The 24,911-nt window shown below is 49.0% G+C and carries 24 protein-coding genes; 14 read left to right on the top strand and 10 right to left on the bottom strand.

The window, feature by feature from the left end; genetic code table 11:
• Window positions 1-6 precede the first annotated feature (6 nt).
• From MUN34_RS11130 to MUN34_RS11165, 8 genes are all read left to right on the top strand, one after another.
• Window positions 7-675, top strand: coding sequence for a Crp/Fnr family transcriptional regulator (locus MUN34_RS11130; RefSeq protein ID WP_247857793.1), 669 nt, complete (start codon window positions 7-9; stop codon window positions 673-675).
• A gap of 12 nt (window positions 676-687) precedes the next feature.
• Window positions 688-1,158, top strand: a complete 471-nt coding sequence (locus MUN34_RS11135; protein WP_114597218.1) for a DMT family transporter — start codon at window positions 688-690, stop codon at window positions 1,156-1,158.
• Window positions 1,159-1,161: 3 nt separating this feature from the next.
• Window positions 1,162-1,863, top strand: coding sequence for a YjjG family noncanonical pyrimidine nucleotidase (locus MUN34_RS11140; RefSeq protein WP_247857794.1), 702 nt, complete (start codon window positions 1,162-1,164; stop codon window positions 1,861-1,863).
• The gene (locus MUN34_RS11145; RefSeq protein ID WP_247857795.1) at window positions 1,860-2,831 is read left to right on the top strand and encodes a Gfo/Idh/MocA family protein; all 972 of its coding nucleotides are present in this window, start codon (window positions 1,860-1,862) and stop codon (window positions 2,829-2,831) included. Before MUN34_RS11140 ends, MUN34_RS11145 begins: the two co-directional genes overlap by 4 nt.
• A 108-nt stretch (window positions 2,832-2,939) precedes the next feature.
• A complete protein-coding gene (locus tag MUN34_RS11150) occupies window positions 2,940-3,380 on the top strand; it encodes a GNAT family N-acetyltransferase (RefSeq protein WP_247857796.1) in 441 nt (146 codons plus the stop codon).
• Between the two features lie 98 nt (window positions 3,381-3,478).
• Complete coding sequence (locus MUN34_RS11155; protein ID WP_247857797.1) at window positions 3,479-4,024, top strand: sigma-70 family RNA polymerase sigma factor; 546 nt, start codon at window positions 3,479-3,481, stop codon at window positions 4,022-4,024.
• The gene (locus MUN34_RS11160; protein WP_247857798.1) at window positions 3,999-5,360 is read left to right on the top strand and encodes a DUF4179 domain-containing protein; all 1,362 of its coding nucleotides are present in this window, start codon (window positions 3,999-4,001) and stop codon (window positions 5,358-5,360) included. The genes MUN34_RS11155 and MUN34_RS11160 overlap by 26 nt, the downstream gene beginning before the upstream one ends.
• Before the next feature lie 63 nt (window positions 5,361-5,423).
• Window positions 5,424-5,903, top strand: coding sequence for a GNAT family N-acetyltransferase (locus MUN34_RS11165; RefSeq protein ID WP_026829583.1), 480 nt, complete (start codon window positions 5,424-5,426; stop codon window positions 5,901-5,903).
• 79 nt (window positions 5,904-5,982) lie between these two features.
• Here MUN34_RS11165 and MUN34_RS11170 read toward each other — a convergent pair whose 3' ends face one another.
• Both MUN34_RS11170 and MUN34_RS11175 read right to left on the bottom strand, forming a co-directional pair.
• Window positions 5,983-6,540 (bottom strand): hypothetical protein, encoded by a 558-nt coding sequence (locus tag MUN34_RS11170; protein ID WP_247857799.1) that lies wholly within the window; start codon window positions 6,538-6,540, stop codon window positions 5,983-5,985.
• 78 nt (window positions 6,541-6,618) lie between these two features.
• Window positions 6,619-7,221 (bottom strand): hypothetical protein, encoded by a 603-nt coding sequence (locus MUN34_RS11175; protein ID WP_026829581.1) that lies wholly within the window; start codon window positions 7,219-7,221, stop codon window positions 6,619-6,621.
• Window positions 7,222-7,341: 120 nt separating this feature from the next.
• Here MUN34_RS11175 and MUN34_RS11180 point away from each other — a divergent pair, with 120 nt between their 5' ends.
• The 3 genes from MUN34_RS11180 (at window position 7,342) to MUN34_RS11190 (ending at window position 10,219) form a co-directional block, all read left to right on the top strand.
• Complete coding sequence (locus MUN34_RS11180; RefSeq protein ID WP_247857800.1) at window positions 7,342-8,394, top strand: YcjF family protein; 1,053 nt, start codon at window positions 7,342-7,344, stop codon at window positions 8,392-8,394.
• A gap of 58 nt (window positions 8,395-8,452) precedes the next feature.
• The gene (locus tag MUN34_RS11185; protein WP_247857801.1) at window positions 8,453-9,088 is read left to right on the top strand and encodes a peroxiredoxin-like family protein; all 636 of its coding nucleotides are present in this window, start codon (window positions 8,453-8,455) and stop codon (window positions 9,086-9,088) included.
• 171 nt (window positions 9,089-9,259) lie between these two features.
• Window positions 9,260-10,219: a type I phosphomannose isomerase catalytic subunit gene (locus tag MUN34_RS11190; RefSeq protein WP_026829578.1), complete on the top strand. Its 960-nt coding sequence runs from the start codon at window positions 9,260-9,262 to the stop codon at window positions 10,217-10,219.
• 33 nt (window positions 10,220-10,252) lie between these two features.
• Here MUN34_RS11190 and MUN34_RS11195 read toward each other — a convergent pair whose 3' ends face one another.
• Window positions 10,253-11,584: a sugar phosphate nucleotidyltransferase gene (locus tag MUN34_RS11195; RefSeq protein WP_051525187.1), complete on the bottom strand. Its 1,332-nt coding sequence runs from the start codon at window positions 11,582-11,584 to the stop codon at window positions 10,253-10,255.
• A 35-nt stretch (window positions 11,585-11,619) separates the two neighbouring features.
• On the opposite strand from MUN34_RS11195, the gene MUN34_RS11200 reads away from it, so the two are divergent.
• On the top strand, window positions 11,620-12,231 hold the full coding sequence (locus tag MUN34_RS11200) for a response regulator (RefSeq protein WP_026829577.1): 612 nt from the start codon (window positions 11,620-11,622) through the stop codon (window positions 12,229-12,231).
• Here the strand turns inward: MUN34_RS11200 and MUN34_RS11205 are convergent.
• From MUN34_RS11205 to MUN34_RS11215, 3 genes are read right to left on the bottom strand one after another with little or no spacing between them, the layout of a single operon-like run.
• Window positions 12,215-13,081 (bottom strand): glycosyltransferase family 2 protein, encoded by an 867-nt coding sequence (locus MUN34_RS11205; protein ID WP_026829576.1) that lies wholly within the window; start codon window positions 13,079-13,081, stop codon window positions 12,215-12,217. The two genes, MUN34_RS11200 and MUN34_RS11205, sit on opposite strands and share 17 nt — an antisense overlap.
• Window positions 13,078-14,217, bottom strand: a complete 1,140-nt coding sequence (locus MUN34_RS11210; protein WP_026829575.1) for a glycosyltransferase family 4 protein — start codon at window positions 14,215-14,217, stop codon at window positions 13,078-13,080. The genes MUN34_RS11205 and MUN34_RS11210 overlap by 4 nt, the downstream gene beginning before the upstream one ends.
• Window positions 14,214-15,401 carry an MATE family efflux transporter gene (locus MUN34_RS11215; protein WP_247857802.1) on the bottom strand — a complete coding sequence of 396 codons (1,188 nt, stop codon included), beginning with the start codon at window positions 15,399-15,401 and terminating at the stop codon, window positions 14,214-14,216. The genes MUN34_RS11210 and MUN34_RS11215 overlap by 4 nt, the downstream gene beginning before the upstream one ends.
• A gap of 51 nt (window positions 15,402-15,452) precedes the next feature.
• Here MUN34_RS11215 and MUN34_RS11220 point away from each other — a divergent pair, with 51 nt between their 5' ends.
• Complete coding sequence (locus MUN34_RS11220; protein ID WP_247857803.1) at window positions 15,453-16,607, top strand: glycosyltransferase; 1,155 nt, start codon at window positions 15,453-15,455, stop codon at window positions 16,605-16,607.
• Window positions 16,608-16,654: 47 nt separating this feature from the next.
• Here the strand turns inward: MUN34_RS11220 and MUN34_RS11225 are convergent, their stop codons facing one another.
• Together MUN34_RS11225 and MUN34_RS11230 are read right to left on the bottom strand one after the other, a co-directional pair.
• Window positions 16,655-21,115 (bottom strand): MFS transporter, encoded by a 4,461-nt coding sequence (locus MUN34_RS11225; protein WP_247857804.1) that lies wholly within the window; start codon window positions 21,113-21,115, stop codon window positions 16,655-16,657.
• 141 nt (window positions 21,116-21,256) lie between these two features.
• Entirely contained in the window at window positions 21,257-22,783 is a 1,527-nt protein-coding gene (locus tag MUN34_RS11230) for a methyl-accepting chemotaxis protein (RefSeq protein ID WP_247857805.1), read from the bottom strand.
• Between the two features lie 205 nt (window positions 22,784-22,988).
• Between MUN34_RS11230 and ypfJ the strand changes: the two genes are divergently transcribed.
• Complete coding sequence (ypfJ, locus tag MUN34_RS11235) at window positions 22,989-23,834, top strand: KPN_02809 family neutral zinc metallopeptidase (RefSeq protein ID WP_012369084.1); 846 nt, start codon at window positions 22,989-22,991, stop codon at window positions 23,832-23,834.
• A 58-nt stretch (window positions 23,835-23,892) separates the two neighbouring features.
• On the opposite strand, the gene MUN34_RS11240 is transcribed toward ypfJ, so the two are convergent.
• Complete coding sequence (locus tag MUN34_RS11240) at window positions 23,893-24,282, bottom strand: nuclear transport factor 2 family protein (RefSeq protein WP_247857806.1); 390 nt, start codon at window positions 24,280-24,282, stop codon at window positions 23,893-23,895.
• A 15-nt stretch (window positions 24,283-24,297) separates the two neighbouring features.
• Entirely contained in the window at window positions 24,298-24,780 is a 483-nt protein-coding gene (locus tag MUN34_RS11245) for an RrF2 family transcriptional regulator (protein WP_026829569.1), read from the bottom strand.
• Between the last annotated feature and the right edge of the window lie 131 nt (window positions 24,781-24,911).

Raw genomic sequence — 24,911 nt, forward strand, 5'->3', positions numbered from 1 at the left:
AAGAACGTGGAACAAGCACAACTGGATGAGTACTTGGCGCGGTTTCAATTGACGGAAGTGTTTGCCGGCGAGTTGCGGGAGCATTTACAACCGGTCGCTTTTCAAGCCGGAGACTGGCTGTGTCGTCAAGGCGACGCGGCGGACCGGATGTACTTGTTGCTCGAGGGGAAGCTGAAGATTACCCATATGTCGGCAACGGGAAAACGGCTCGTCTTATCGTTTAAGCATCCGTTTGATCTGGTCGGCGATATTGAATACGTTCGTCGGACACCATTGATGAATACGGTCGAAGCGGTCACACCGGTCAAAGCGGTCAGTATTTCCTATGCGGCACTGGAACAAAATGGAGCCGATAATCCGGCACTGCTCCGCTTTTTACTCGAGACGATTACGATGAAGTTTGAGTTGAAATCGCATTCGATGAGCTTTAACCTGCTGTATCCGGTCGAAGTCCGACTGGCCAGTTACCTCTTGTCGATGACACCGGAAACACCGATGTTACCTGTCAGTGATCTCGTCGATGCGGCGGATTTAATCGGTACGAGTTACCGTCACCTCAACCGTGTCCTGCGGCAGTTCAGTCAGGACGGCTTGATTGAGCGGACGAACCGGACGATTACGATCGTGGACCGGGAGGGTTTGACGGAACGGGTCGGCGAAAGTATCTATGAGTGAGGAGGAAAGAAGATGACACTTGGAATAGTTCTGGCTTTATTCGGCGGAATGATGGTCTGTATTCAGAATACCTTTAATGCCAAGGTCAAGGAACGGGTCGGCGCATGGGCGACGACGACGCTTGTTCTCGGACTCGGATTCCTGGCATCCTTGACCATCGGATTGATTGTTGAAGGCAGCGATCTCTTTTCCATGAGCGGGATGCAACCGTGGTTTTGGTTCAGCGGCATCATCGGCGTCGGCGTCGTCCTGTGTGTGACGCAAGGGGTACAACAGCTCGGACCGAGTTATGCGATCTCAATCGTCATGGTTTCACAAATTCTGTTTGCCTTGTTGTGGGATACGCTTGGTTGGTTTGGTCTCGATCAAGTGGCATTTACGTGGACGAAAGCCGTCGGCGTTGTCCTGATTGGCGGCGGTGTTTTATTATTCCAACTCGGCGGCAAATTGACTGAACGACGGATGTTACGAAAAGGGGCCTGACAGATGAATTACACGACATTGTTATTTGATATCGATCATACCTTGCTTGATTTTGATGCGACGGAACGTGCGGCGTTACGGCAACTGTTTGAAGAGGAACAGCTCGAGTGGACGGACGAGCGGGAAGCCCGGTACCGGACCATTAACCAGTCTTTATGGAAAGCGCTCGAGCGGGGAGAAGTGACACGAAATGAAGTGATTACGTCACGTTTCGTGACGTTTTTTGCCGAGCAGGGCCGGACGGTCGACGGCAGTCGAATGGATACGCGCTACCGTGCGTACTTGAGTCAAGGGACGGAATTGATTGCAGGAGCGATCGAGTTGCTCGACGCGCTCAAAGGGAAGTATCGGCTGTATGTCGTGACGAACGGTGTCGCGGCGACGCAACATGCACGACTCAAAGGATCTGGTCTGGCGCCTTATTTTGACGGGATTTTTGTCTCGGAAGAAACCGGCTATCAAAAACCGATGCCAGCCTTTTTTGATTACGTGTTTGACCGGATTCCGGACGCGACGCGCGATCAGACGTTGATAATCGGCGACTCGTTGACGGCAGACATCCAGGGAGGCATCTCGGCAGGAATTGCGACATGTTGGTTTAATCCCGGTCATGCCACGGCTTCGGCAACACTGACGCCGACCTATACGATCGAGCGACTCGACCAGCTTGTGACCGTACTTGAAACAAAGGAGGAAGTCCGATGAGAGTGGCATTGATCGGTGCCGGGTTCCATGCCCGGACGAACTTATTCCCGGCAATGAAGGAAGCCGATTTTGAGATTGTTGCGGTGACGACACGCCGTCTTGAAAGTGCGGAACGGGCGTTACGTGACATCGGCAGTACCGGCCGTGCCTATATAGACTACACGCAGATGCTTGCAGAGGAACAGATGGATGCAGTCCTCATTTGTCTTCAACCGGCGGATCAGGTCGAGGTCGTCCGGTCGTGTCTGGCAGCGGGCTGTGCCGTTTACGTCGAAAAACCGCTCGGCTTATCGGTTGGACAGGCGGAAGAGCTGGCCGAACTCGTCACGGATCAGGTGACAAGTGTCGGCTTCATGAAACGGTATGCACCGGTTTATACGAAATTGAAGCAAGTACTGGTCCAAAACACATACGGCGATCTTCGTTCGTTCGAATTACGGTTTGCATGTGATGCGTCCGGCTTCTGTAACGACCGAGCCGACTTTTTATCACTCGCCGCGATTCATCAACTCGATTTGATCCGCTTCTTGGCGGGTGAGGTCGAGCAAATCACCGGCATGTCGCTCGAAGCGGACGGTGAACTGCACCTTCAGCTGTCACTTCGGATGACAAGCGGGGCAGTCGGACAGGTGACCTTGATTAACTCTCCGCTCTATACAAGAGAAGTCGAGGAGCTGACGCTGCGCTTTGAACGGGCTGTGTGCCAAGCCGCGGAAATGGAGCATTTGATCATCGAGGAAAAACAAGCACCGACATCCTGGCAGGAGCTCGAAGAACGGCAGATGTATTACCGGTCCCCGATGTCGACGATGTCCGGTGGGATGAAAGATTTGTATTTGCGCGGATTCGTCGGCGAGATGAAACATTTTCAAGCGGCGGTTCAAGGCGATGTCGTATCCCACTCCGATTTTCGGGACAACGTCAAAACGATGCAGTTGATTCAAGATATTCTCGATACCGTCCGATAATAGGTAAAAGATCACGAAAGGGGGCGATCATGGTGAACATGACGCAGACAAAACAGGAAACGGGGCACGACGTGTAACCCGCTTTTCTAAAAAAACGGGGGAATGGATATGCAGATTGAATTACGCGCAGTCACGAACGAGAACTGGGAAGCCTGTTGTGCGCTTGAATTAACGACGGAACAACAGGGATTTTTAGAACCGAACGTCTACTCGATTGCTCAGGCTAGCTTTGAGCCGACGCTCGTCATGCGGGCGATTTATGCAGCGGATGAGTTGGTCGGATTTTTGATGTACAATTCGGAACGGGAAGAACTGGACGGCTACTGGATTTACCGGTTGATGGTCGACCACCGCCACCAAGGAGCAGGGATCGGCCGGGAAGCGATGCGGTTGTTGCTCGGGGAGATGCAACAGCTTCCGGAAGCGGCGTGTATCGTCGTCGGTTACCATCCGGACAATCAAGCAGCACACCGTCTGTATGCACGACTCGGCTTTATCGATCACGGGGACCGGTTCGGCAAAGAGATGGCGGTCCGGTATACGTTTTAAACCAAAAGATCTTAGCCCTGCTAAGGTCTTTTTTTCTGGGATGGATATTTTTTGAAACTTTTTGAACTACCGAGTGCTCTAATGAGTAAAAGGAGGGGATGGAATTGGACTTACGAACGGAGCACACGGAGCTTGTCCGGCGTGCCATCAAGCAAGACGAGGCAGCATTTGAACAATTGATTCTCCTACATAGTGAACAGCTCTACCGGACGGCCTACGTCTATGTCAAAAACGAACAGGATGCGCTCGACGTCGTCCAGGAAACGGTCTATAAAGCATTCATTTCCATTGGACAAGTCAAAGAGCCGAAATACTTCGTGACTTGGCTGACGAAAATCCTGATCCGGAACTGTTACCGTGTTTTGAATCAACGGACAGCGGTAGTGGATCTGATTGAACAGATTCCGGTGAAGGAATCTTCGCGGGAAGAACATCTGGACTTGATTGACGCCTTGTCGCATCTGCGAAAAGAATACCGGGATGTTTTGGTACTCTTTTATTTTCACGATGTCCCGATGAAGGAGATTGCTTCTTTTATCGGTATCACCTTGAATACGGTCAAGACGTATCTCAAACGGGGACGGGAAGAATTGAAGAAACAGTTGGGAGGACTTGATTATGTCGAAGCACGATCTTCAAAATGAGTATAAACAGATTCCTGTGCCGCAGGCCGCCTTACAGGAGCGGATTCGTCAAGGAATGGAGCAGGGAAAGCAGGAGCAACAAATCAAACGGCCAAAACACCTGCGGCGCCTGATTGTCTCGACGGGACTTGCCGCATCACTGTTGATTACATCGACATTCGTCATCCCGTCCTTTGCGACGGCAATGGCGAAAGTCCCGTTACTCGGTCAGATGTATCGGCCGTTCCTCGAACAGGAAAACACCGGCACCGCCATCAGTCAGAAGCAACTCGCAACCAAAATCCATCAAGTCGCAAGTGATAACGGGATCGACATTCAAGTCATCGATGCCTATTACGACGGGGCGACAATCGGGATGAATCTGACAGCGACCGGCGTCCCGGATGTGAAGCCGGAAGCGCGATCAGGATTATATGAACTGTTTAAAGGCGATAAACGGTTTGCCGGGACGGAGACGAAAGAAGTGGTTCATTTCAAGCAGGTGAACGGTATTTGGCAAGGAAGGATTGAATACACGCTCGGTGAAACCAAACTGCAAGATACGATCCGGATTCCGATCGTGTTGACGGACGTATTTGGCGTCGATGGAAACTGGGCGTTTAACATACCGGTCAAGCGGCTTCCTGCCGTCGAACAAGTCTACGGCACAACGGTCAAAAATCCAGCCTATCAGACGGAAGTCACATTGGATAAGTTGATTCAGGGCAAAGGCAGCACATCGTTCGACTACACGATTCGCGCATCGAAAAAAGAACGGGCCCGTGTCGAGCTGACTTTGCTCGATCCATCCGGCAAGGAAATCATTCGCAACTGGACAAAGTCGACCCAGTCCGTCAAACGGACGAAAACCGAAACGGAAGCCATCGAGCAGTCGCGGTTAATCCTCGGGAACTATGTCATCCCAAAAGGGAACTATCTGTTGCAGCCTTCTTTACGAATTGATTTAGAGACACAACCGATTCCGCTAACCGAGCCGTTGCCATACCGCCAACAGTCAGAAACACATCCGCTCAAGATGGAAATCACATCGATTGAGACGACATCCGAGCAAGTCGTGGTTGAATTTTCGACGAATTCCCGCTCGTCCCAATTTGATACGAAGCTTGATATCCGTAACTCTATGCGGTTGCTTGAAGGAACAGAACCACCGGACGGTCGGGAAATCAAGCCGAAAGTCACGGTCCTTGATGCCGACAAACAGACGTTCCGGTCGACGTTCCGCTTGCCGGAACCATCCGAACACACGCGGGAAGAATATTATCTCGAAACCGGCTACAGCAATACCCTCGTTAATACACCACTTGAATTACGCCCGATTCCGTTTACGGTCAACTAACAGGAAAACCTGACCGGACGTCGAACTCCAAACGGATGACGATTGAACAAGGAGTGGGAGAGTATGAAGATACGGGCAATGACCGCAGCCGATTATCCGGAAGTCGGCCGGATTTACAAACAGGGGATACAGACGCAGAATGCGACGTTTCGAACGGAAGTACCGCCGTTTGACTACTGGGATGCCCATCATCACATACACAGCCGGATTGTAGCGGAAGAAGACGGGAAGGTGCTCGGATGGGTCGCCATCAGTCCCTTTTCGTCGATTCCCGCCTATCAGGGGGTGGCGGAAGTCAGTCTTTATATTGACGAAGACGCACGTGGCAAAGGCATCGGTACCGCATTGATGCATGCTGTCATTGAAGCAAGTGAAGCGGCGGGCATCTGGACGTTGCACTCACAAATCTTCCCGGAAAACACTGCGAGTTTAAAGCTGCACCAACGGTTTGGTTTCCGGGAAGTCGGTCGGCGGGAACGGATCGGACAATTGGCCGGCGTCTGGCGGGATACGATTTTACTGGAGCGGAGAAGTCAGATGTAAAAGCAGATGAGAGGAAAAAGGGAAGACGGATGTCACATCCGTCTTCCCTTTTTGTGTGGTGATGGCTGTTTTAACATCATCAGTTCTTTTTGGTCAGAACAAAGGCAAAAATCTGTTCACCTTTTTTCATCGTGATGTTCTCAGGACCATGAATATCGTTAAATGGATTCGACGAGAGGTTTCCGCTTGCGGACAACTGACGGAGGAACAGGACATTGTAATCTTCCAGCGTGAACTCACTTGACGGATTTTGTGTGTTGACGGCATCCGGTTTTATTTTTAAAGCTTCGTGTGAACGCAGGCTTACACCATTCAAATTAGCACCAAACCGAGTATATTTGGCCGAAGAAGATTGTACGATCCGCAACGTCGAGTCATATGTTTTAGCGGGGATTTCCATTGAAAAGAGTGTCCGCTCTTTATGATTTGGTAAGTATTCGACACCTTTCAGGAGATACGGTTTCTTGAGTTTGCCTTTTAAATGAAATGCAGCGATGTCCTGATCGTTGATTTGCGCAAAGGCTTGTTCACCGGCTTTTAACTTGAGCGGTGTCACCGTCACTGTCTCTTTTTGAGTTGCGAGGCAACCACTGAGTGAAAAAGTAGCCAACAGGCAGATCATCCAAAATTTTCTCATGGAAAAAACATCCTTTCTTAAAGGATTAAGGTAACAAACAAAAAACGTCTTGTCGAGAAAGACAAGACGCGGATGTCATTACTTGTGATTCGATAAGACAATCCCGAAAATCCGTTCACCCTTTTTAAGCGGGACGTCAGCCGGTCGGGTGACATCGTTTAAATTAAAGCCGCGAATTCCGTTCTTTTTTGTCATGTGATAAACCATCAACAGATTATACGGGGTAGCGGCAGAAGGACCGGAGCGGAAATCAGCACCACGCACCATGTAATCATCAAGCTGTTTAAAGGTATGGTCCCCTTGGACTGTCGTGTCATCAACGTCGATGCCAAGGTGGATCTTATCGTCGGAGAAAGACTGGGCAAAGCGGACTTGTGTGTCATAGCTTTTGGGTTCAAGCTCAAGTGTAAAGAGAGATCGCTCTTTTTTATTCGGCAGGTATTCGACCCCTTTGAGCCAGTGTGTCTTCGTCAGCTTTCCTTTTAACTGGACGCTGCCAATCTGTTGATTGCCAAGCGCCGCAAATTTTTCTTCGCCTTCGGTGATGGAGACGGGAGAAATCGTCAGACTCGATGTGTAGTCAGCCGATGCTGCTTTTTTTGGAACGGATTCTTGTGCCTGTTCTTGATTACATCCGGTCAAGACAAGTGCCGCAAGTGGTATGTAAAGCCATTTCTTCATGAAAAACGCCTCATTTCATTTTTGGTAATATTACCCATAATTAATCGTATCGCTTTTTGGGGATGATTTCAATGGAGAACGGGAAAAGACCGACAGCAGGTATTTTCAGGAGGGATAAAGATGGATGATTTTTTTGGAGAAGGTCTTGAGACCAATGAGCAGAAACGAAAACGAAAACTCGAAGAAGTGTTTGACCAATCGTTTGAGTCGGAACGCCGCGACTTTAACCAGTCACTCGAACAGGAAGTGACCGTTGCCTTAATCGGGGACGTCAATGCGGGTAAATCCTCGACGCTGAATGCGATCCTTGGTCGGGAAGTCGCGACCGTTGGTGCAAAGCCGGGGGAGACGACACGGATCGATCAAATCCGGCAACATCCGGAAGATAAGGTCGTTTTCGTCGATACACCGGGATTGAACGATGCAAACAGCTTAAACTCGGATACGACGTGGAAGTTTTACCAGAGCGCGGACGTCATCCTCTACTTCTTGAACGCCGCCGGAACCGTCTTATCGGAAACGGAGACCAAAAACTTCAAGAAGATTTATGCCCACAACAAAAACATCGTCATCGTCGTCACGAAGATTGATGCGACGAATGACCTCACGACGATTCTGTCGCATATTGAGTCAAAATTGCCGGGACCCAAAGTCGTACCGGTCTCCGCGATGGACGGGACGAACATTGACCGTCTGCGGCGTGAGGTGCTCGATATCCTAAAAAAGTTCAACAAGGATAATCTGTTTGTTCGCGAGATCGATCCGGCGTTGCGGGGGAAAATCGCGAACAATTGGATCGTCGGAGCAGGGACCGCAGCGGGAGCAATTGGAGCGGTACCGTTTCCGGGAGCCGACATCATTCCGTTAACATCGATTCAAATCGGACTGATGCTGAAGCTGTCGAACTTGTATGAGCGGAATCTTTCGAAGGAAAGTGCGAAAGAACTGTTGGTCGTGACGATTGTCGGCAACTCCGGCAAAACGGCATTCCGGCAACTGGCGAAGATGGTCCCGGGATACGGGGCTGTCATCGGTGCAGGGGTTGCCTCGACAGCGACACTCGCCCTCGGGTACGGGACGAAATACGCTTATGAGAACAAACTGGAACTGACACCGGAAAGTTTGATGGGCTTCATCAAAAAGTTCCGCAAGAAATCAGACGGAGCAAAATAACGGACAGATTGCGGAAGTCCCTGCTATGCTGTAAGACAAACATAAAGGGGGACACGTCATGTCTACATTGCTCGAAGAAATCCAAGCGTATCAAGAACAATTTCGTCAAAAGGCGCCGCAGGAAAAACAACGATTGATGGCACAAGCGACAAACGAGTTAGCCGCATCAGACGGCGCCAAAGGATTGAGCGTCGGAGATGAGGCACCCCGCTTCACGTTGCCGAGTGCATCCGGTCAGTCGGTGTCGTTAGAGGAACTGCTGCAAGATGGTCCGGTCATCGTAACGTTTTATCGTGGCGGCTGGTGCCCGTATTGTAATCTGGAGCTTCGGGCCTACCAACGGGAAGTAGAAAAAATTGAAGCAAAAGGAGCGACGATAGTAGCGATCAGTCCGGAAACACCGGATCAATCGCTCTCGACGCAGGAAAAAAATGACCTGGCATTTCAAGTGTTGAGTGATGTCGATAACGTCGTCGCCCGTCAATTCGACCTTGTGTTCGGTATGCCTGACTATTTAATCGACGTGTACAAGGCGTCCGGTCTTGACGTTGCCGGTCATAACGGCAATGAGGACTGGCAGTTGCCAAAACCGGCAACGTTCATCATTCAGCCGTCCGGAAAAGTTTCATTTGCTGACGTCCCGGCTGATTATACAAAACGGACAGATCCGCTGACGATCATCGAAGCGTTGTAAAAATCGCATGAACCAAGAATGAAATCCCGTCTTTCATCGAGGCGGGATTTTTTTGTCGTGGTGTGCCATTCTTTTGTTGATAAATGTATATAAATGGGTATATAAAGGTAACGAATTGAAGAAATGGAGGTGGGCGTTGCTCCTTTTTCAATCAAGGAGTTCGCTGTGTCTATGTATAAAATCGAGCCAGTATTCAAAGAACGGATTTGGGGTGGTCGTCGTCTTGAAGAGTTGTTTCATTTCGATTTACCGGCAGGATCAATCGGAGAATGCTGGACGGTTTCGGCACATCCGAGCGGACAAACTCCTTTAGCGGACGGTCCTTATCAAGGACAGACACTAGATCAATTGTGGCAGACTCATCGGACAAGTTTATTTGGTCCATACGCACTGGAGGCTTTTCCTTTACACGTTAAGCTACTCGATTCCTCCTCGTATTTGTCCGTCCAAGTCCATCCGAATGATGAAGATGCAAAACGGTTGGAAGGCGAACCGTATGGGAAAAATGAATGTTGGTATATCCTTGAGGCGGAGGAAGGGGCGGAGGTCATTGTTGGTCACCATCTGTCTTGTCGCGAAGAACTCGTGACGTGTGCGGAGCGGAAAGAGTGGGATGTCTGCCTTCGTCATCAATCTGTCCAAAAAGGGGATTTCATTTACATTCCGAGTGGAACGATTCATGCTCTTGGTCCGGGAATCGTGTTGCTTGAAATTCAACAAATGAGTGACCGGACGTATCGACTGTATGATTATGACCGTCTCGACGCTGATGGAAACCGCCGTGAGCTGCATCTCGAAAAAGCAATCGCCGTTACGACGATTCCGGATGAACCGTTGACAATCCGACCGATTCGGGAGATGACGACTTCCGGGACGAAAACGACGTTACTGGAAGTCCCCTTCTTCACGGTCGTCCATCACGATATCAACGGGGCGGAGTACTGCTTATCCGACAGTCCGACGTTTCGACTGCTGACCGTCGTATCAGGTCAAGGTGAAGTGCATGCAGCTGATGGTTCCGAACAACGCCTGTTACAAAAAGGGGATCAGTACTTCATTCCCTGTTCGGCAGGGGAATACCGGATCTCCGGGCGGCTGGAGTGCGTGACGAGTGAAGTCTTTCCAAGTTAAAGGCACGTATCGCCTTTGCGATACGTGCCGCCATTAATTCGAACCGAGTGAAATCGGAAACGGGTAGTTGTCTTCCTCCGTCCAGTCGATGGAGTATTTGATTTCAATCATAATCAAGTCACTCAATGTCTTTAATGTATGCGGTATCTCGCGTGGAATGTGGACGACGGAAGTGGGACCAAGCAATTGATGTTTCCCGTCGATGATCGCTTCGGCTTGTCCCTGGAGAATGCTCCACGTCGAGTCTGTCTGAGCATGGTAGTGATGACTGATCTGATGGTCAGCTTGGATATGCAGCCGGCGTGTCACGGCATACCGTCCGTCTTCCAATTGTTGTTGATGAAGAATCGTCGCATATCCCCAGCGTTTCCATTCAAATTGCGGGGGAAGCTCTTGATCGACAAGATATTCTTTAAGGTGAGGTGTTTCCTCTTTTGACGAAACGAGCACACCATCGGGACTGACCGAAACGATTAAATCGGTCAAGCCGATTCCGAGGACAGGGACTTGTAATTCATTGACGATATGCGTATTGGTGGAATGGATCAACCGCGCATTTCCATGAATGGAACTTGGCATTTCTTCCGTCAGGGTATTCCACGTCCCGAGATCTTTCCAGTATCCATCATACCGATGAACGAACAGGTGGGTTGTTTTCTCGACGACGGCATAATCAAACGATGTTTTCTCAAGCGAATCATACGCCGTTCGCAATGCCTGATACGTCACAGGCACCTGTTGCTCGTTCAGGCGTTCCGTCAAGAAGTCGAGCCGGCAGGCGAAGACACCGCAATTCCACAACGCCCCTTGATCAATCAACTCGACTGCAGTCTCCAGGGAGGGTTTTTCACGAAATTGTTGAACCGGAGACATCGTGCTTGTCGATTCAGGAATGATATAGCCGTATTTAGAAGTTGGATGAAGCGGTTCGACTCCCATTAAATGAAGCGCGTCAGGGTGAGCCTGGACGGCCTCGTCGAGCGCGGAAAACCGTTGGAAAAAAGAAGCGTCGACGTAAGGATCAACCGGCATGACGATGATCGTTTCCGTTGGATCAATCCGTTCTGCCAGATAACTCGTTGCGAGCATGATGGCCGGGAACGTATCCCGCCGAGACGGTTCATGGATGACGGACACCTTGGTGCCGAGTTGATGTTCAATCGCATCGAGTTGGGCTTCCGTCGTCGTGATGACGGTCCGGTCCGCCAAACCGCTCGCTTCTAACTGTTGAAACACCCGTTCCATCATTGATTGTTTGTGTCCATCCGCATCTTCAAGAATGCGCAGGAACTGTTTGGAGTTCAAATCATTTGATAGCGGCCAAAGTCGTTTTCCGGATCCACCTGATAATAAGAGAATATACATCATCCAACACCCTTTCTGAACTGGAGGTTTTAAAGATGGCACTATACTTATTAGTTGATGCACATGAGCCGACAAGAAAGATTTTGCAACGGAAGTTACTCGAACGAGAGCAGGAGGTGCTAGAAGCGGGATCGGCAGAAGAGGCCTTGTCCTTGCTCGAAGTACAGGATGTTGATGTCATCGTGACAGAATTGCGGTTGCCACAACTCGACGGTGTCGAACTGCTGAAAAAGGTCACGCGACTGTACCCGTTAACGAAACAGATTGTACTGACGGATTATATGCAATTGCATACGTTACTTGCCGCCGTCAATTCCGGAAACATCAGTCGTTTGATGACAAAACCATTAAAAATTGATGAAACGATTCTCCGCATCATGGAGAAAATCGGAGCAGAAGTCGTTGAGACGAAACACCGGAAGAAAAATATTGGTGTCATGTTTAACGGGATTTTAACCAATGCCAATCGGCCATATTGCTTATTTTTTGAAGATGGGACGATTGTGGGTCGCCGTGCACTGGAGATTCCGAATCAAGAAGCGCCGGATGATGAAATGAACGGTTTACACCGCTTTGAATTTCCGACGCAATTCGGAACCTATATCTTGTATCAAGCCATGAATGGAACGGTCATGAAACACGTTTGAAGACAAGCGATTCGACCCCGATGAAGCTGAGGCGGATATACATGTAGATGACACCAGCTGCAAGAAGCGGATGGCGAACGTATTTTTTGAGATTCGTTTTGTGATATAAAACAGGCCGGAAAAAGTACCATCGTTGCAATGCCTTTGCCAGTCCGCTTTCTTCGTTTTGAAGCGTTGTCGGCATGACTTCAAAATAATAGCGTTTTTTTTGAAGCAGGTCGCTAAGCTCGACCTGTTTTTCATTATGCCTGACAAAGGTGAAGGTCGCCCGCCGGATTTGTCCTCCTTGCTCCAGGTAACGGATGGTTGGTTGGGTTTCCTCGAAACTGATTTGCGTCGGATCAATTTCACCTGAAGTTACATAGGCGTCGAGCCGCCAAAAACGAGCGGCTTCAATCGAATTGGCATCAAGCTGATCGGTCGGAATATTAAACAGGTTCCGTTCGAACACTTTGACCTGACTGAAAAAATTCGAATGGTCGCTGTATGCCTGTTCCGGGATGACAAGTGCTCCAATATCCGGGTGGGCTTCGAGGTACAACAGGCAACTCTTCAGCAGATCATCCGAAAGCACCATATCCGAATCGATGATGTACAGATACTCGACGTCGAGTGCTTTTAGACGATCGATGGCTGTCTTTCTTGCAATCCCACGTTCACCATGCGGCAGAGCAATGACCTCAAAGCGTTCATCGTGTTGTGTCAACTGCTGAATCATTTGGACCGTCTGATCAGTCGAGCCGTCGTCGGCAATGATACAACGAAAAGGTGAAGCTTGGGCTTGGAGAGAACGAATCGTTTCCCCGATAATGGCTTCATTTTGATACGTCGACATCGCGATTCCAATCATACATACTCCTCCTTCACATCAGGTAGTGGAAGTTCGTTCTGAAGCCAGTTTCGAAAGTGTTGACCGGTGTTATCCCAGTGCAGTGTCTGGGCGAAACGATAGGCGGCATAACGAATCGTGTCGTATTGTTCGGTGTCTTGAATGCAGGAACGCATTTCGGAAGCGAGCGCACCGGGCGACTGGGCGACGGTCATATAACCCGCCATCCCGTACTGGACGGCATCTCGTAAACCGGGGGCGTCATAGACAATCGTCGGTGTGCCGACAGCCGCTGCTTCGCTGACCGTCAATCCCCAGCCTTCGCGTTTGGAAGGGAAGAGGAGGGCGGTCGCCCGACTCATCCGTTCGAGTTTTTCTTCTGCGCTGACAAAGCCGAAGTACGTAATATCTCCCCGAATCTCTTCCGGAACAAGCGGGTCCAGCTGCTGCTGAATATAGCGCTCATCTTTTTTGCCGATGACCCAAAACTTTGCTGTCGGAAATTCTTGTTTTAGGATGACGAAAGCCTGAATGGCATCGTCGATTCCTTTATAAGCAGACATCCGTCCGACGTATAAAAAGGTCGGGACCGGCTCTTTCGGCTGCCAGACGTCTTCTTTCCAAGGAACAAAATCGAGTCCTTCGGGAAGAATCGTGATCTGTTGTTTGGAAAAGCCGATGGAGCGCAAGTCGTCCGCCGTCGACTGACTGACCGTCAAGGCGCGGCCATTTCGGTACAGCTGAAGCCGGGGCGTCTCGGTCTGTTCGCCGAGCCAGGCGTAAGGGCGCTTGACATTGATCTGCCAGATTTCACGCGTGAACTGATGAATGAACAAAGCACGCTTGGCGCGCGGGACGTAAAACGGCGTGAAGAACTGATGGGTGTTGACCTGATCGACGACGAGATCGATCGATGAAGCGTGTTTGTAATAGTAAGAAGCCGCATAGGGAATGACGGTTGCGAGTGTACCGTGGCGGACATACGTGACGCCGTCCAAAAACTCGACGTCATGCCCCCCTTCAAAGGCGGGGGAAATGTGCGTGATCGTATAGTCATCCGTGACACGGCGAAGCATTTCATGTGTAAAGACCTCGGCACCACCGGCCTTCGGATGTTTGATGTCACGCCACGATAAAAATAAGAGATGGGGTTTCATAATCGTTCCTCCTTTTTCGCAATCAATCGCTGTTTCGGCAAAATGAATCTCAGGACAAAGGCACTTCCTAACAAGACGACCGCTTGTCCGGTCAACCAAATTTCAACCGTTTGGCGGACGAACAAGAGAGAGAGGACCAACAAGACGAGAATCCCCCAAAACCACTTCAGATAGCTTGTCCGGTGGAGCGAAAATTGGACAAGTGCTTCGTACTGGATCAGCGTGATCCCGGCGTAGACGAGCACCATGTATTTGACATATTGTCCGGCCAAGTCATAACCGGCTCCGAATAATAAGGGAATAAGGTACGGGACAACCGTGACGTAAAAGATGATGGCACAGGCAAGACCACTCAATAGAAACACGTACAACTTACGTTCCCAGATGTGAAAGGACTGTTGGTGATTAAGGCTGCTGAGACGCGGCAAAAGAAGCTGCGATAAGGAGAGGGCGACAAACAACAATAACTGACCGAACCGCAACGCGACGGAATAGTCGCCGGCAAAGGTCGGGAAAAACCGTGTCACGAGCAGGCTGTCGAGTGTAAAGAAGAGGGTCATGACGACCTGGGTATGAATCATATGCGTCAGACCGTGCCACCGGGTTGGACCGGTACTCTCTGGGAATGATGTCTGAAGCAGGCTGACAAGATAAGCCATTAGCATCCCGATTAAGATAAAGGCTAAGGCAAGGGTCACGTTCGTATACTGAAGCAAGAGCCAGGTGGCAATCACTTTTGTTAATGATTCAACATAATAAGAAAGGTTCAGGGCGTAAAAACGTTCTTGCGCTTGAATGACACCACGCCTGAAAGATAATAAGATATGGAAGAAGACTGTAAGCACAACAAGAAGAAGGTTTATTCTGGTAAAAGGTAGAAGGATAGGTAAGACATACAGTAAGATAAGTAAAATGACTCCAACGACAGCAAGCAACCGGTTTCGTAAAACACGATAATGATTCGTTAAATGCTGACTGAGATCGCGTGTGACCGTCCACTGCAAAGCACTTCCGATGATAAGGAGCAGACCAAGTAAAGCGAGATAACCGTTTAAAAATCCATAGTCGACACTCGATAATTGACGGGCTAACAACAAGTGATAGGCATAGTTGACAATGTTCAATAAAATATCGAGAACCGGAAAAATCAAAATTACCGCATGACGGTTCAGAAAACCAGTCATCGGAACACCTCCCATCAATCAGTTTGAATGATACGGAAAGGATGAATCAGCATGAATCAAGGTCATATCGCAGTCTTTACGGACCACGGACGGCATATTCCGTACGAGAGCCTGATTTCTTATTATCCTGTACTCTTTTACACGCAGCCTGGTAAATGTCCTGCTTCTTTTGAACAAATTGCCATTACAGAAGTGCAGGAGGCAGAAGGTGAACATGATATCAAGTTGTATATCGTCGATTATCAGACGCGTGAAGACGAGTTGAAGATTTTGAATCAAATCCGAAGTATCCGTTCGCGTGCTAAAATTCTGCTGATTAGAGATGTCGTGCAGATGAAAGGGGATTTCCCCTATGAAGCGGTTAAGGGGGACGGCATTCTCCACACATTTTCCTATCGAGCAGGTTATCCAAATGAACTGTTTGCTGAAATCCAACATATCATCCATCCTGAATATCCCATTTTAAAAGACACTATAGCCTTTATATTACCAATATTTAACGAAGAGAAACGTTTTATGCATGTAAAACAATTTTTAGAGGCCTTGGCAGAGCTGATCAGTGAAGATTACATCCATGCCTCGATCAACTTCTTTGATGATGCTTCTTCCGACCGTTCAAAGGCGCTGTTACATGACTATCGGTCCATCGTCATGGAAGCGACGGATACACTGTTTACAGTCGGATATCTGGAAGTCCATCAGGTGGAACGGAATACTCGGAAAGCGGGACTTTTCATCGAAGGGATGAAAAATATCTCGAGTGATTATTACGTGTTCGTCGATGCTGACAATTCGTTTAAGACAGAAGACATCGCCCGTCTGCTGACGATTGCCCAAAACGATTACTATGATATCGTCATCGGAACGAAGGACTTAACGATCGAAGACCGCGGTCTTGTCCGGCGTCTGCTTAGTTTTGCCAAACGGAATCTGACACGGACCTTTTTACCAAAAGGGGTGACGGATTCACAAACCGGTCTAAAAATCATCAATCGTCGTGTCGTCCCGCGGATCCTGCCGTATTTAAACGTCGAGAGCGGTCTTGCGATTGATTTGGAATTGATGTATGCCGCGAAAAAAGAACGGTTGCGTGTGTTCCAACAGCCCGTGACCTGTATCGAGCGGGAAGGGTCACACGTCAATCTGGTCAAGGACTCGATTGCTTTTTTAAAGACGATGGTTGCCTTGTATCGACGGCATCGTTAAATACCCTGTACCGACTCGATATGCAACGGGTCGGTACAGGGTATTTGTCATGTCTTCGATTTTTTAAGGCGACGAATCGCTGACAACAGTTTCGTGCGGAGCCGCTGACGAACCGTCATGAAGCGGTGACCCGTCATCCACCAGATCAGCAGCCCGCTCAAGGGGAACGCAAGCAGCAGGACGGTCAGTCCGACGTAATAGACGGGACGTAAGACGACGGTGACATCGGCGGTTGATTGAGTCGAGCGGTACAGTTGGCTGACGCCGTTCAGTGCGATGTTTCCCCGCATCGGTTCGATGCCGTCCCGTAACTCAAAGAGCGGTGTCGGCGAATCGTTGACTGTAAAACGACCAAGAGGCGCATCACTTGTGATGTGTCGATTCATCAATGACGGAGTGACACCCAATTTCTCGGCTGGTGTTTTAGAAAACAGTGGTTTTCCGGTCTGTTCCGCCATCACGAACTGATCGACGAGAATCAGTTGATCGTAAGGGAGAAACTCCAAATTTTTAAGCTGTAAGCTGCCCGCCTTTTTTTCATTACCGCGTGTCCAGATATGCAGTTGCATCCGCACCGTTTTTTTCGGAGGAATGATCATCTGTTCGTAATGATTCCAGCGGCTCTTTTTGTCTTCCTCGACTTCATTGATGAAATCAGTCCCGATGACACGGTCTTTTTCATCCAAATAAAAGACTTTCAAGTGGCGTTGCCGGACATTTTTACTGACCGCATCAAACTGCAACAAGTATTCATGATTCGGGCGTGCCTTGATTTTTTGGGAGGCGAAGATATACCAGTCACACGAACAAGTTGCTTCATATTCCATTCGATACGTACCGTCTTTTTCGCTCCCGCTAAACATATCGTCCGTGATCGAGACACATGTCGCACAATTGGCGGCTGCTTCCGGTTCCGTAAGTGGCTTGTCGGTGACGATTTCACTCGGGTCAAACTGATGCAGATCGTCCATCGTAACGAGTGACGGAACGGCACTCGCATAAACCAGTTCAATCTCATAACGACCACCCATCAACGGAATGTCTTTCAGCGTAATCTGATGAAGTGCCGAGTAGACATCCGGCAAAGATTCGAGTTGATACGGAAAATCCCGGTGCAACGGATCGAAGGTCACGGTTTCTTGACCAATCGCTTGTTTTCGGATGTCCGGCGTCTTGAAATCCTGCGCTGTCAAGACACGCCGGTAGATGATTTTTTTCCCATCGCGCAGCAAGACGGTCAACCGGCCATTCGTGTTCGTCGGTCGTGTCGCTTTCAGCTGGATGTCATAGGTTCCATCCTCAGCAACATCAATCGTCCGGCGTAACGTTCCTTTTTGAGCAGCTACACCTTTTCCGAAACTGAATCCGGGGTAGTTACGTTCGGATTGAAGGTGTCCCTCGTAATCAAAGGCAGTTTCTGCTTCGAGCACCATCAACGTTTTGGTGATTGGAAGTTTCTCTTCCAGTCGTTCCTGAACTTTCGTCCATTCTGTTTTCGGAATCAAGACGATGTTTTGAACGGCATTAAAGCCGGACGTATTCGTGATGCGGAGTGTCGAACTTGTGTTGTCTGCGACGAAGTTTCCGAGAGGCACCCAAACGAGTTTTGCGCCTGCCGCTTGCTTCGTCTTGACAGAGAATGTTTGGTCGTTGAATTCAAAGTCAAGCTGGCCGCCGTTTTGGTTCAATAAGACACGTGCGTAACCGGCATAACGACCTCGGGTAGTCTCTTTTGTCATCTCAATCGTGTTCGGTACCATATAGTCCTCGAAACTGAAAATCTTGATATCGTGGACCCACCAATACGTCTTCCGTTCCGGACGCTGAAAACTCAGCAAATCAATCCGCATCGTCTTGGCGTCTTTCGGGGTGACGTACTCGCCTTGAAGATGGATTGCGTCAAGATCACCGGAGTCGCGGGGAGCGACGACATACGTCTGATTCAGTTCACGATCCTGTGCATCGTAAAACCGGACTTTGACGTGCAACCGGTCAACACCACGACCGGACGCTGTGATGTCAAACCGGTACGCATTGTTCGGTAAAGCGTCCAGCTTGCCGGATTTCGCGACCTGCCAAATGTATTTCGGATCACCCTCTGCGACTTCCGCCCGCAGGACAGGCAGGTTATTTTCCTTTGACAAAGGATTGGGGGATAAGTCGACGATGTCCGGATTATCCGCTTTGAAAAATGTCTCGTCCTCAAGCATTGAATTGAAGGAAGCAACTTGTTTTGTCTTTAATTGATCAAGTTTATAAACGGGAGCATCGATTCGTGCGGAAGCAAAGGATAAGCCGACGCCATCACCGAAGTCGAGATCAAACGATGGATTGCTGATTCCTTGTGTCCGTAAATACCAGCGCCAATCACTGTTTGCCAAAAACGTTTTTCCCCAGTTTAAAAAAGAGTTAGCTGAATCGATTGCGTCGAAAGGTTTCCAGAAGTATTGTTCCGGTACCTGACTCAGTAACACATCGTTTTCTTCCGTCATCTCGATGATGTCGTCTTTCTTTAACCACGATAAGCCGTCTTGATGGGCTTGGGTCGCATACAAAATGGATTGGGGACCAAGTTTATAATCATCCAAAGTCGAGAAAGTGACTGACCGTTCGAGACCGTATGGGGTCAGAATCAACTGTGGAACAGTCCGACTGTCAAGTGGCTCGATTAAATCGAATAACGTAAACAGCCCCACTTGTTTTGTCGCGAGCAGATCGTGTTGGGTGGCGAGAATCTTTTTATTGAAGGCTTGCCGCTCCTGCATGCCCGTATATTCCGTCCGGTACGCAAACTGTTGCAGACCAAACGCCTGTGCAATTTGCCCGGCTTGATCGGAGCGGCCGGTATCGAGTAAATATTGCATGAACGTCATCATGTAGCGGACCGTCTGGGTGGTACCTTCGTGATGAAAAACCGTGTTTGCCTGCGAACCGTAGACTTGGACGTCCCCGGTCGCTTTGGTTTCGCCGTCCGGATGCGGATTTTTATTCCAGGTCGGTGTCGCGACCCCCGTACTCGGTTGTGTCATTTCATCCGCAATCGGAAACTGGAGCCATTTCCCGTCAATCAGTTCTTGAACGGCGGTATATTCTTTCGGCATCTTCACCGGATGATAAAAACCTTCCATGTAAACGGCGCGATACGGCCAGAAAAACAACCCGAGGGCGATGACTGTCGTTCCAATCGCAAGCAGGCGGTAAACCGGAAGCGGCAACGTTTTGGAAGGGCGGTTAAACACGGTCGCGAGGCTTGAAGCGAGCAACAAACTATAGCTCACCATCAGCAATCCGACTAACTTGTTGGGGTCACGAAACATGGCACCGATCAGCGGTGTCTTCGTGACGAACAAGACAAAGAGGTCGGCGACCTGCTCGTGAGTCCCTGTCGCAAACACAATCAACGGGATGCTCAGTCCGGTGAAGAATAACAGGATCGGCTGACGATAGGAGACGAACGCACCAAGCGAAATCAACAACAGAATGACACCGCCGCCTAACCAGAAACTAAGCGGTAACGTCGTCAGATCGAACATCGGCCACCAGTAGCTCGTTATATAAAATACATTTGTCCACGAAGAATGACGGCTGAATAACATCAACGTATCGGAGACATTGATGTTATGTTGCGAAGCTTGTGATCCGGTCAAGATGGAACCGACATACATGAAAAACCAGTACGAATTAAACAACAGGAAAACAAGAGAAAAGGCAATCGTGGAGCGGACATAAAAACCGATCAACGGTTTAATGATCTTTTCCTTGCGGTGTGTCCAGAAGGTCTTCGCAAAAATCAGGGCGACCATGATCCCCATGTAGATCAAGGAGAAGAAAAAGTAATGGATGCCGGCCGCCATGAAAGCAAAGACGACGGACAGTCCGGTAATGTCGATCCATGTCCGTCGAGATAGCCGTTCGGATAATGAAAAGTTCGGATTCAGCTGTTCACGGAATTTGGGATCAAATATATTAAAAAACAACAACAAGGCGAGTGGAAAGACGGAGTAGCCACATAAGAGATAAATGTGCTGAATCCGCGTGATGACCCATGGATTCAAGGCATAAAACAAAGCGGCGAGACCAAAGGCGACGAGTGATAAAAAAGAAAAGTGAGGTGAGACGTAGACCGAATGCAACCGTTTCGTCAAAGCGAACATCGAAACAGCGGAGACGATCAACAATCCGAAAATAAACGACTTGATCAAAATCGGACCGGACGCACCAAACAGTAGACTGAGCAGATAAAAAGGAAAGATGTAAATCAGACGGGCGACGTTCAACAAGGTCGTCGTACTCCAGCGGTTGTTCCAGGCGCCAAAAATTTCCTCGAGATACCGGTTGGACGAGAGACCAAATGACATATCACTGAAGACGACCATTCCCGGTTTCAGCAGGGGGGCGCCGTACAGAACAATCAAAACGAGAACGCCGGTTAACACGAGAGCATCTTTGCGATAGGTTCGACCAAATCTGCGGGCAGCATCGAGTAGTGATTGTAGTGAGGTCTGCATCTAGGAACTCCTCTCTCAAAAAAAGGTCAATTCTCTTACTATTCGGGATGTACTGGGATGATTCCTAGAACAGCTTCACTTAATTTTAACAAAAATGACAGCAGGCTCCTCCGTCTGAAGGAGGAGCCTGCCTGGTTTAAATTACCGTTCGATGTGATTGGTCAATTCATCAACCAATTGTTCCAAGGAACTTGTCATCTGACCGAGTGACTGGGTCATCGTTTCAAATTCGTGTTGGACAGTCGTTTGTTGTTCGAGTGAGACGGCAGTCGATTCAATGCCATGCCGGACTTCGAGTGAAGCGGTTCGGGTCGTTTCCATTCGTTGTTCAATGTCGAGCATCTGAACACCAACTCCGTGACGGGCTGTTTGAATCGAGTTGATACTTTGTTCAACTTCTTGAACGAGTTGCGTGATATCAGAAAAAGTCTGACGGACACGGCTCGTCATTTCTTGATTTTCAGCCAGTGTTTTCGTATAACCGGCGGCAGTCGTTTTGATTTGATCGGTATCGGCAATCAGGGCCTGCAAGACTTCCGTTACTTCGTTTGCATAGCTACGGGACTGAACAGCGAGATGCCCGACTTCCGTTGCGACGACGGCAAATCCCCGTCCGGCATCCCCGGCACGTGCCGCTTCGATGGCGGCATTTAATGCCAATAGATTGGTCTGACCGGCAATGGCTTCTAGGCTGGCGAGGATTTTTTGAATCTTATCCGACCGGCTGGCCATTGCCGTGACAGAAGTGTGCAGACCATTCGTCGATTCGACCATCTCTTCGACGCGGCGGTCCATCAGATTCATCTCCTCGTTTCCGGTCAACGCGCGTTTCGTCATATGTTCCGTCGTCGTGACGGTCTGTGCCATTTTCGATTGGATCGAGGCGATGGACGTGTTAACCTGGTGCAACTGATCTGTTCCTTGTTGCATCGATTGATGCTGACCGTCAGCGGACTGAACGATTGGTGCGATCGCCGTCGCGATTTGGTTCGTTGCTTCGACGGACTGGACAGCCGCCTGCTGTAAGTGTTTCGTATTCGTTTTTAAACTGCCGACCAGAGATTCAATCTGCTGACTGACATTCGTAATCAGCGTCGTTGCGTCCGCTTCACGGCGTGATGACGCTTGACGCTCTTTATTTTGAACGGCAATTTGAATGATAAGCGCAGCACTGGTTAAAATCAGGAAAACGGCATGAATCATCAGAATGCTGAACGGATAACCGGTCGTACCGCAAATCAGCGCCGGTGCAAAAAAGAAGCCGGCAAAATGTTGAACGGCAAACAGAATGGTACTGACAAGAATCAAATCAATCCGACGGAAGTAGGCAATCAATGCCAAGACCATAAAAATCGAGAAATGGTATTCGACGAGTCCGTTTCCGCCAGCGACGATTGACATGCTGGAAAATGTCAATGTCAGCGTCAACAGAAGCGGAACGGTCGCACTTCGTGATTGCATCCGGTACAGGACAGCAACAGCAAGCAAACAAATGACCGGTAACAAAGCAATCCAAATCAGAGCGATCGGTGGGGCAGCACTGACGTTTCCACGAATGATTTGATATCCGTCAGCAAAATCTGTGAAGCGGTGTAAACCATGAACAATCAGTGACAAGATGACGACAAAGAAACTGATTCCAAGCATAAGCTGATTTCGACGTTTCATAAAATAAAATTCCCCCGTTTTTTAGTTAAAGGTGAAACAAATTGCGAATAAACATGTTAAACGTATACGACTATCGGTTGAGGAATTAAAATTGTTTAGCTTCAAGATACTTTAAATAAAATTAAATTTTAAAATAAGAAATCACGGCTAAACAGACACGAGATGGGGTATAGAAGTGCATTGAGATTTGTAGGAGGAACTGTGTATGAAATGGAAGGGTAGGGAAAGAAGTTCGAACGTCGAGGATCGGCGGGGGATGGGCGGTAAAGGAGTCGCCGGTATTGGTGGCGGACTCGGAATCATCATTTTAATCGTCGTCACGTTAATGGGTGGCAATCCAGCGGATATCCTCGGGGGGCTGTCCGATTCGCAAGGTGACAGTCAAGGCGAGTACCAGGAAACTGCCAAAGAAAAAGAAGCGGCTGATTTTGTATCCGTTGTGTTGGCAGATACGGAAAAAGTATGGACGAAGGAATTTAAACAGGACGGTATGACCTATAAAGAACCGACGCTCGTTTTATATACCGATCAGGTCAGTTCAGCGTGTGGGCAAGCCGGAAAGTCAGTCGGACCATTTTATTGTCCGGGGGATCAGAAATTATACATCGATCTTAGTTTTTATGATGAGCTGCAAAATAAATACGGGGCACCGGGAGACTTTGCGATGGCATATGTCATCGCCCATGAAGTCGGGCACCATGTCCAAACGTTGCTTGGGACATCAGACGAAATCATGCCGCTCCGCCAAAAGATGAGCGAAGAGAAGTTCAACAAATACCTGGTCCGCTTTGAATTGCAGGCGGATTACTATGCGGGTGTCTGGGCCAACCATGCACAAGGACAAAATCTGCTTGAAGAAGGCGATTTGGAAGAGGCACTTGGAGCGGCGAATGCCGTCGGAGATGATACATTGCAGAAAAAAGGGCAAGGCTATGTCGTACCGGAAAGCTTTACACACGGTACGTCGGCGCAAAGGGAACGTTGGTTCCAAAAAGGATTTGATAATGGAACGATTGAAGGTGGCGACACCTTCAAGGCGAAAAATTTATAAAGCAGCATTAAAAGGTCTCACTTCGCATGAAGTGAGACCTTTTGTCTTTCATCTGTGATTAAGAATTGTATTGATTGAACATCGCAGTATCATCGGGGACGTTGGCGAGATAGACGATTTTTCCGTCCGCATCCAGTCGGGCGATATCCGTTCCGTCTTGCGTGAAGACCGATCCGTCGGCACGCTTACCACAAACGGCCCATCGTGTTTCAAGCGTATCGCCTGTTTCTGAAGGAACCCATCCGGCATACATGTGCTTAATATCCTGATTAGCCGTAAAGACCATCCGGACAAACTGTTTCCAGGCTTCGATTCCATGCTGTTCCTGTCCGTTTAAGACGAACGTGATATCGTCCGAGAACAGGGAAACAAGATCGGTGAAGGCTTGTTCATCGGTCCGGGAAGCGTCAAATAAATCAAAATAACGGTCAAGTGTAGTAGTGTTCATCATAATAATCTCCTTTTAGTTGCGAATCATTTTTTCTTCGATTAAGCTTTGCAGTTTTGTCAGATGGTCGGGCGGACAGTTCAAATAAATTTCACGGCGGATCGAATCGATCGTCTCGCGTTTAAGCGTCGACTGCCAGGATTGTTCCGCTTCCGCCATCAGGTCGGATAACAGGCAGATGTTTTGGTTTTGGATGCCCATCAAGTCTTCGAAGACACCGCTTGAAGCATATAATGACTGTTTGCCCTCGATGGCTTCATAAATATCAAACACACGAATTGTTTCCGGTGACGCTTTCAGACGGAAGCCGCCTTTGGCACCGGGAACAGAAATCAGCAGATCCGCACTCACGAGCTTCCGAAGCAGTTTTTGAAAATAGGTCGGGGAAGCGCCGAGTTGCTGACTGATGAATTCTCCAGGCAACACACCCTTCTCCGGTAAAAACGTCAATAAGAGCATCGCGTACACCGATTGTTCGACGCCTGTTTTCATTTGCATGAAACATTCTCCTTTCTGTATAACGTGGATAACTATTATCTACAATACATCCGGATAGATGAATTGTCCAACAAAAGGTCCCTCACAAAACCGTCACACCTTTTCGACAGCATACCCGTGGCATCAACAGA

The sequence above is a fragment of the Exiguobacterium sp. 17-1 genome (assembly GCF_023096305.1).
Classification (GTDB): domain Bacteria; phylum Bacillota; class Bacilli; order Exiguobacteriales; family Exiguobacteriaceae; genus Exiguobacterium_A; species Exiguobacterium_A sibiricum_A.

What these genes read in the sequence shown, in the direction of transcription:
- MUN34_RS11155 (WP_247857797.1), top strand. Translation starts at nt 3,479, where the DNA reads ATGGAATTGGACTTACGAACGGAGCACACGGAGCTTGTCCGGCGTGCC.
- MUN34_RS11245 (WP_026829569.1), bottom strand. Translation starts at nt 24,780, where the DNA reads ATGCAAATGAAAACAGGCGTCGAACAATCGGTGTACGCGATGCTCTTA.
- MUN34_RS11200 (WP_026829577.1), top strand. Translation starts at nt 11,620, where the DNA reads ATGGCACTATACTTATTAGTTGATGCACATGAGCCGACAAGAAAGATT.
- MUN34_RS11240 (WP_247857806.1), bottom strand. Translation starts at nt 24,282, where the DNA reads ATGAACACTACTACACTTGACCGTTATTTTGATTTATTTGACGCTTCC.
- MUN34_RS11165 (WP_026829583.1), top strand. Translation starts at nt 5,424, where the DNA reads ATGAAGATACGGGCAATGACCGCAGCCGATTATCCGGAAGTCGGCCGG.
- MUN34_RS11145 (WP_247857795.1), top strand. Translation starts at nt 1,860, where the DNA reads ATGAGAGTGGCATTGATCGGTGCCGGGTTCCATGCCCGGACGAACTTA.
- ypfJ (WP_012369084.1), top strand. Translation starts at nt 22,989, where the DNA reads ATGAAATGGAAGGGTAGGGAAAGAAGTTCGAACGTCGAGGATCGGCGG.
- MUN34_RS11230 (WP_247857805.1), bottom strand. Translation starts at nt 22,783, where the DNA reads ATGAAACGTCGAAATCAGCTTATGCTTGGAATCAGTTTCTTTGTCGTC.
- MUN34_RS11140 (WP_247857794.1), top strand. Translation starts at nt 1,162, where the DNA reads ATGAATTACACGACATTGTTATTTGATATCGATCATACCTTGCTTGAT.
- MUN34_RS11135 (WP_114597218.1), top strand. Translation starts at nt 688, where the DNA reads ATGACACTTGGAATAGTTCTGGCTTTATTCGGCGGAATGATGGTCTGT.
- MUN34_RS11195 (WP_051525187.1), bottom strand. Translation starts at nt 11,584, where the DNA reads ATGTATATTCTCTTATTATCAGGTGGATCCGGAAAACGACTTTGGCCG.
- MUN34_RS11190 (WP_026829578.1), top strand. Translation starts at nt 9,260, where the DNA reads ATGTATAAAATCGAGCCAGTATTCAAAGAACGGATTTGGGGTGGTCGT.
- MUN34_RS11185 (WP_247857801.1), top strand. Translation starts at nt 8,453, where the DNA reads ATGTCTACATTGCTCGAAGAAATCCAAGCGTATCAAGAACAATTTCGT.
- MUN34_RS11150 (WP_247857796.1), top strand. Translation starts at nt 2,940, where the DNA reads ATGCAGATTGAATTACGCGCAGTCACGAACGAGAACTGGGAAGCCTGT.
- MUN34_RS11220 (WP_247857803.1), top strand. Translation starts at nt 15,453, where the DNA reads ATGAATCAAGGTCATATCGCAGTCTTTACGGACCACGGACGGCATATT.
- MUN34_RS11205 (WP_026829576.1), bottom strand. Translation starts at nt 13,081, where the DNA reads ATGATTGGAATCGCGATGTCGACGTATCAAAATGAAGCCATTATCGGG.
- MUN34_RS11215 (WP_247857802.1), bottom strand. Translation starts at nt 15,401, where the DNA reads ATGACTGGTTTTCTGAACCGTCATGCGGTAATTTTGATTTTTCCGGTT.
- MUN34_RS11170 (WP_247857799.1), bottom strand. Translation starts at nt 6,540, where the DNA reads ATGAGAAAATTTTGGATGATCTGCCTGTTGGCTACTTTTTCACTCAGT.
- MUN34_RS11160 (WP_247857798.1), top strand. Translation starts at nt 3,999, where the DNA reads ATGTCGAAGCACGATCTTCAAAATGAGTATAAACAGATTCCTGTGCCG.
- MUN34_RS11175 (WP_026829581.1), bottom strand. Translation starts at nt 7,221, where the DNA reads ATGAAGAAATGGCTTTACATACCACTTGCGGCACTTGTCTTGACCGGA.
- MUN34_RS11180 (WP_247857800.1), top strand. Translation starts at nt 7,342, where the DNA reads ATGGATGATTTTTTTGGAGAAGGTCTTGAGACCAATGAGCAGAAACGA.
- MUN34_RS11210 (WP_026829575.1), bottom strand. Translation starts at nt 14,217, where the DNA reads ATGAAACCCCATCTCTTATTTTTATCGTGGCGTGACATCAAACATCCG.
- MUN34_RS11225 (WP_247857804.1), bottom strand. Translation starts at nt 21,115, where the DNA reads ATGCAGACCTCACTACAATCACTACTCGATGCTGCCCGCAGATTTGGT.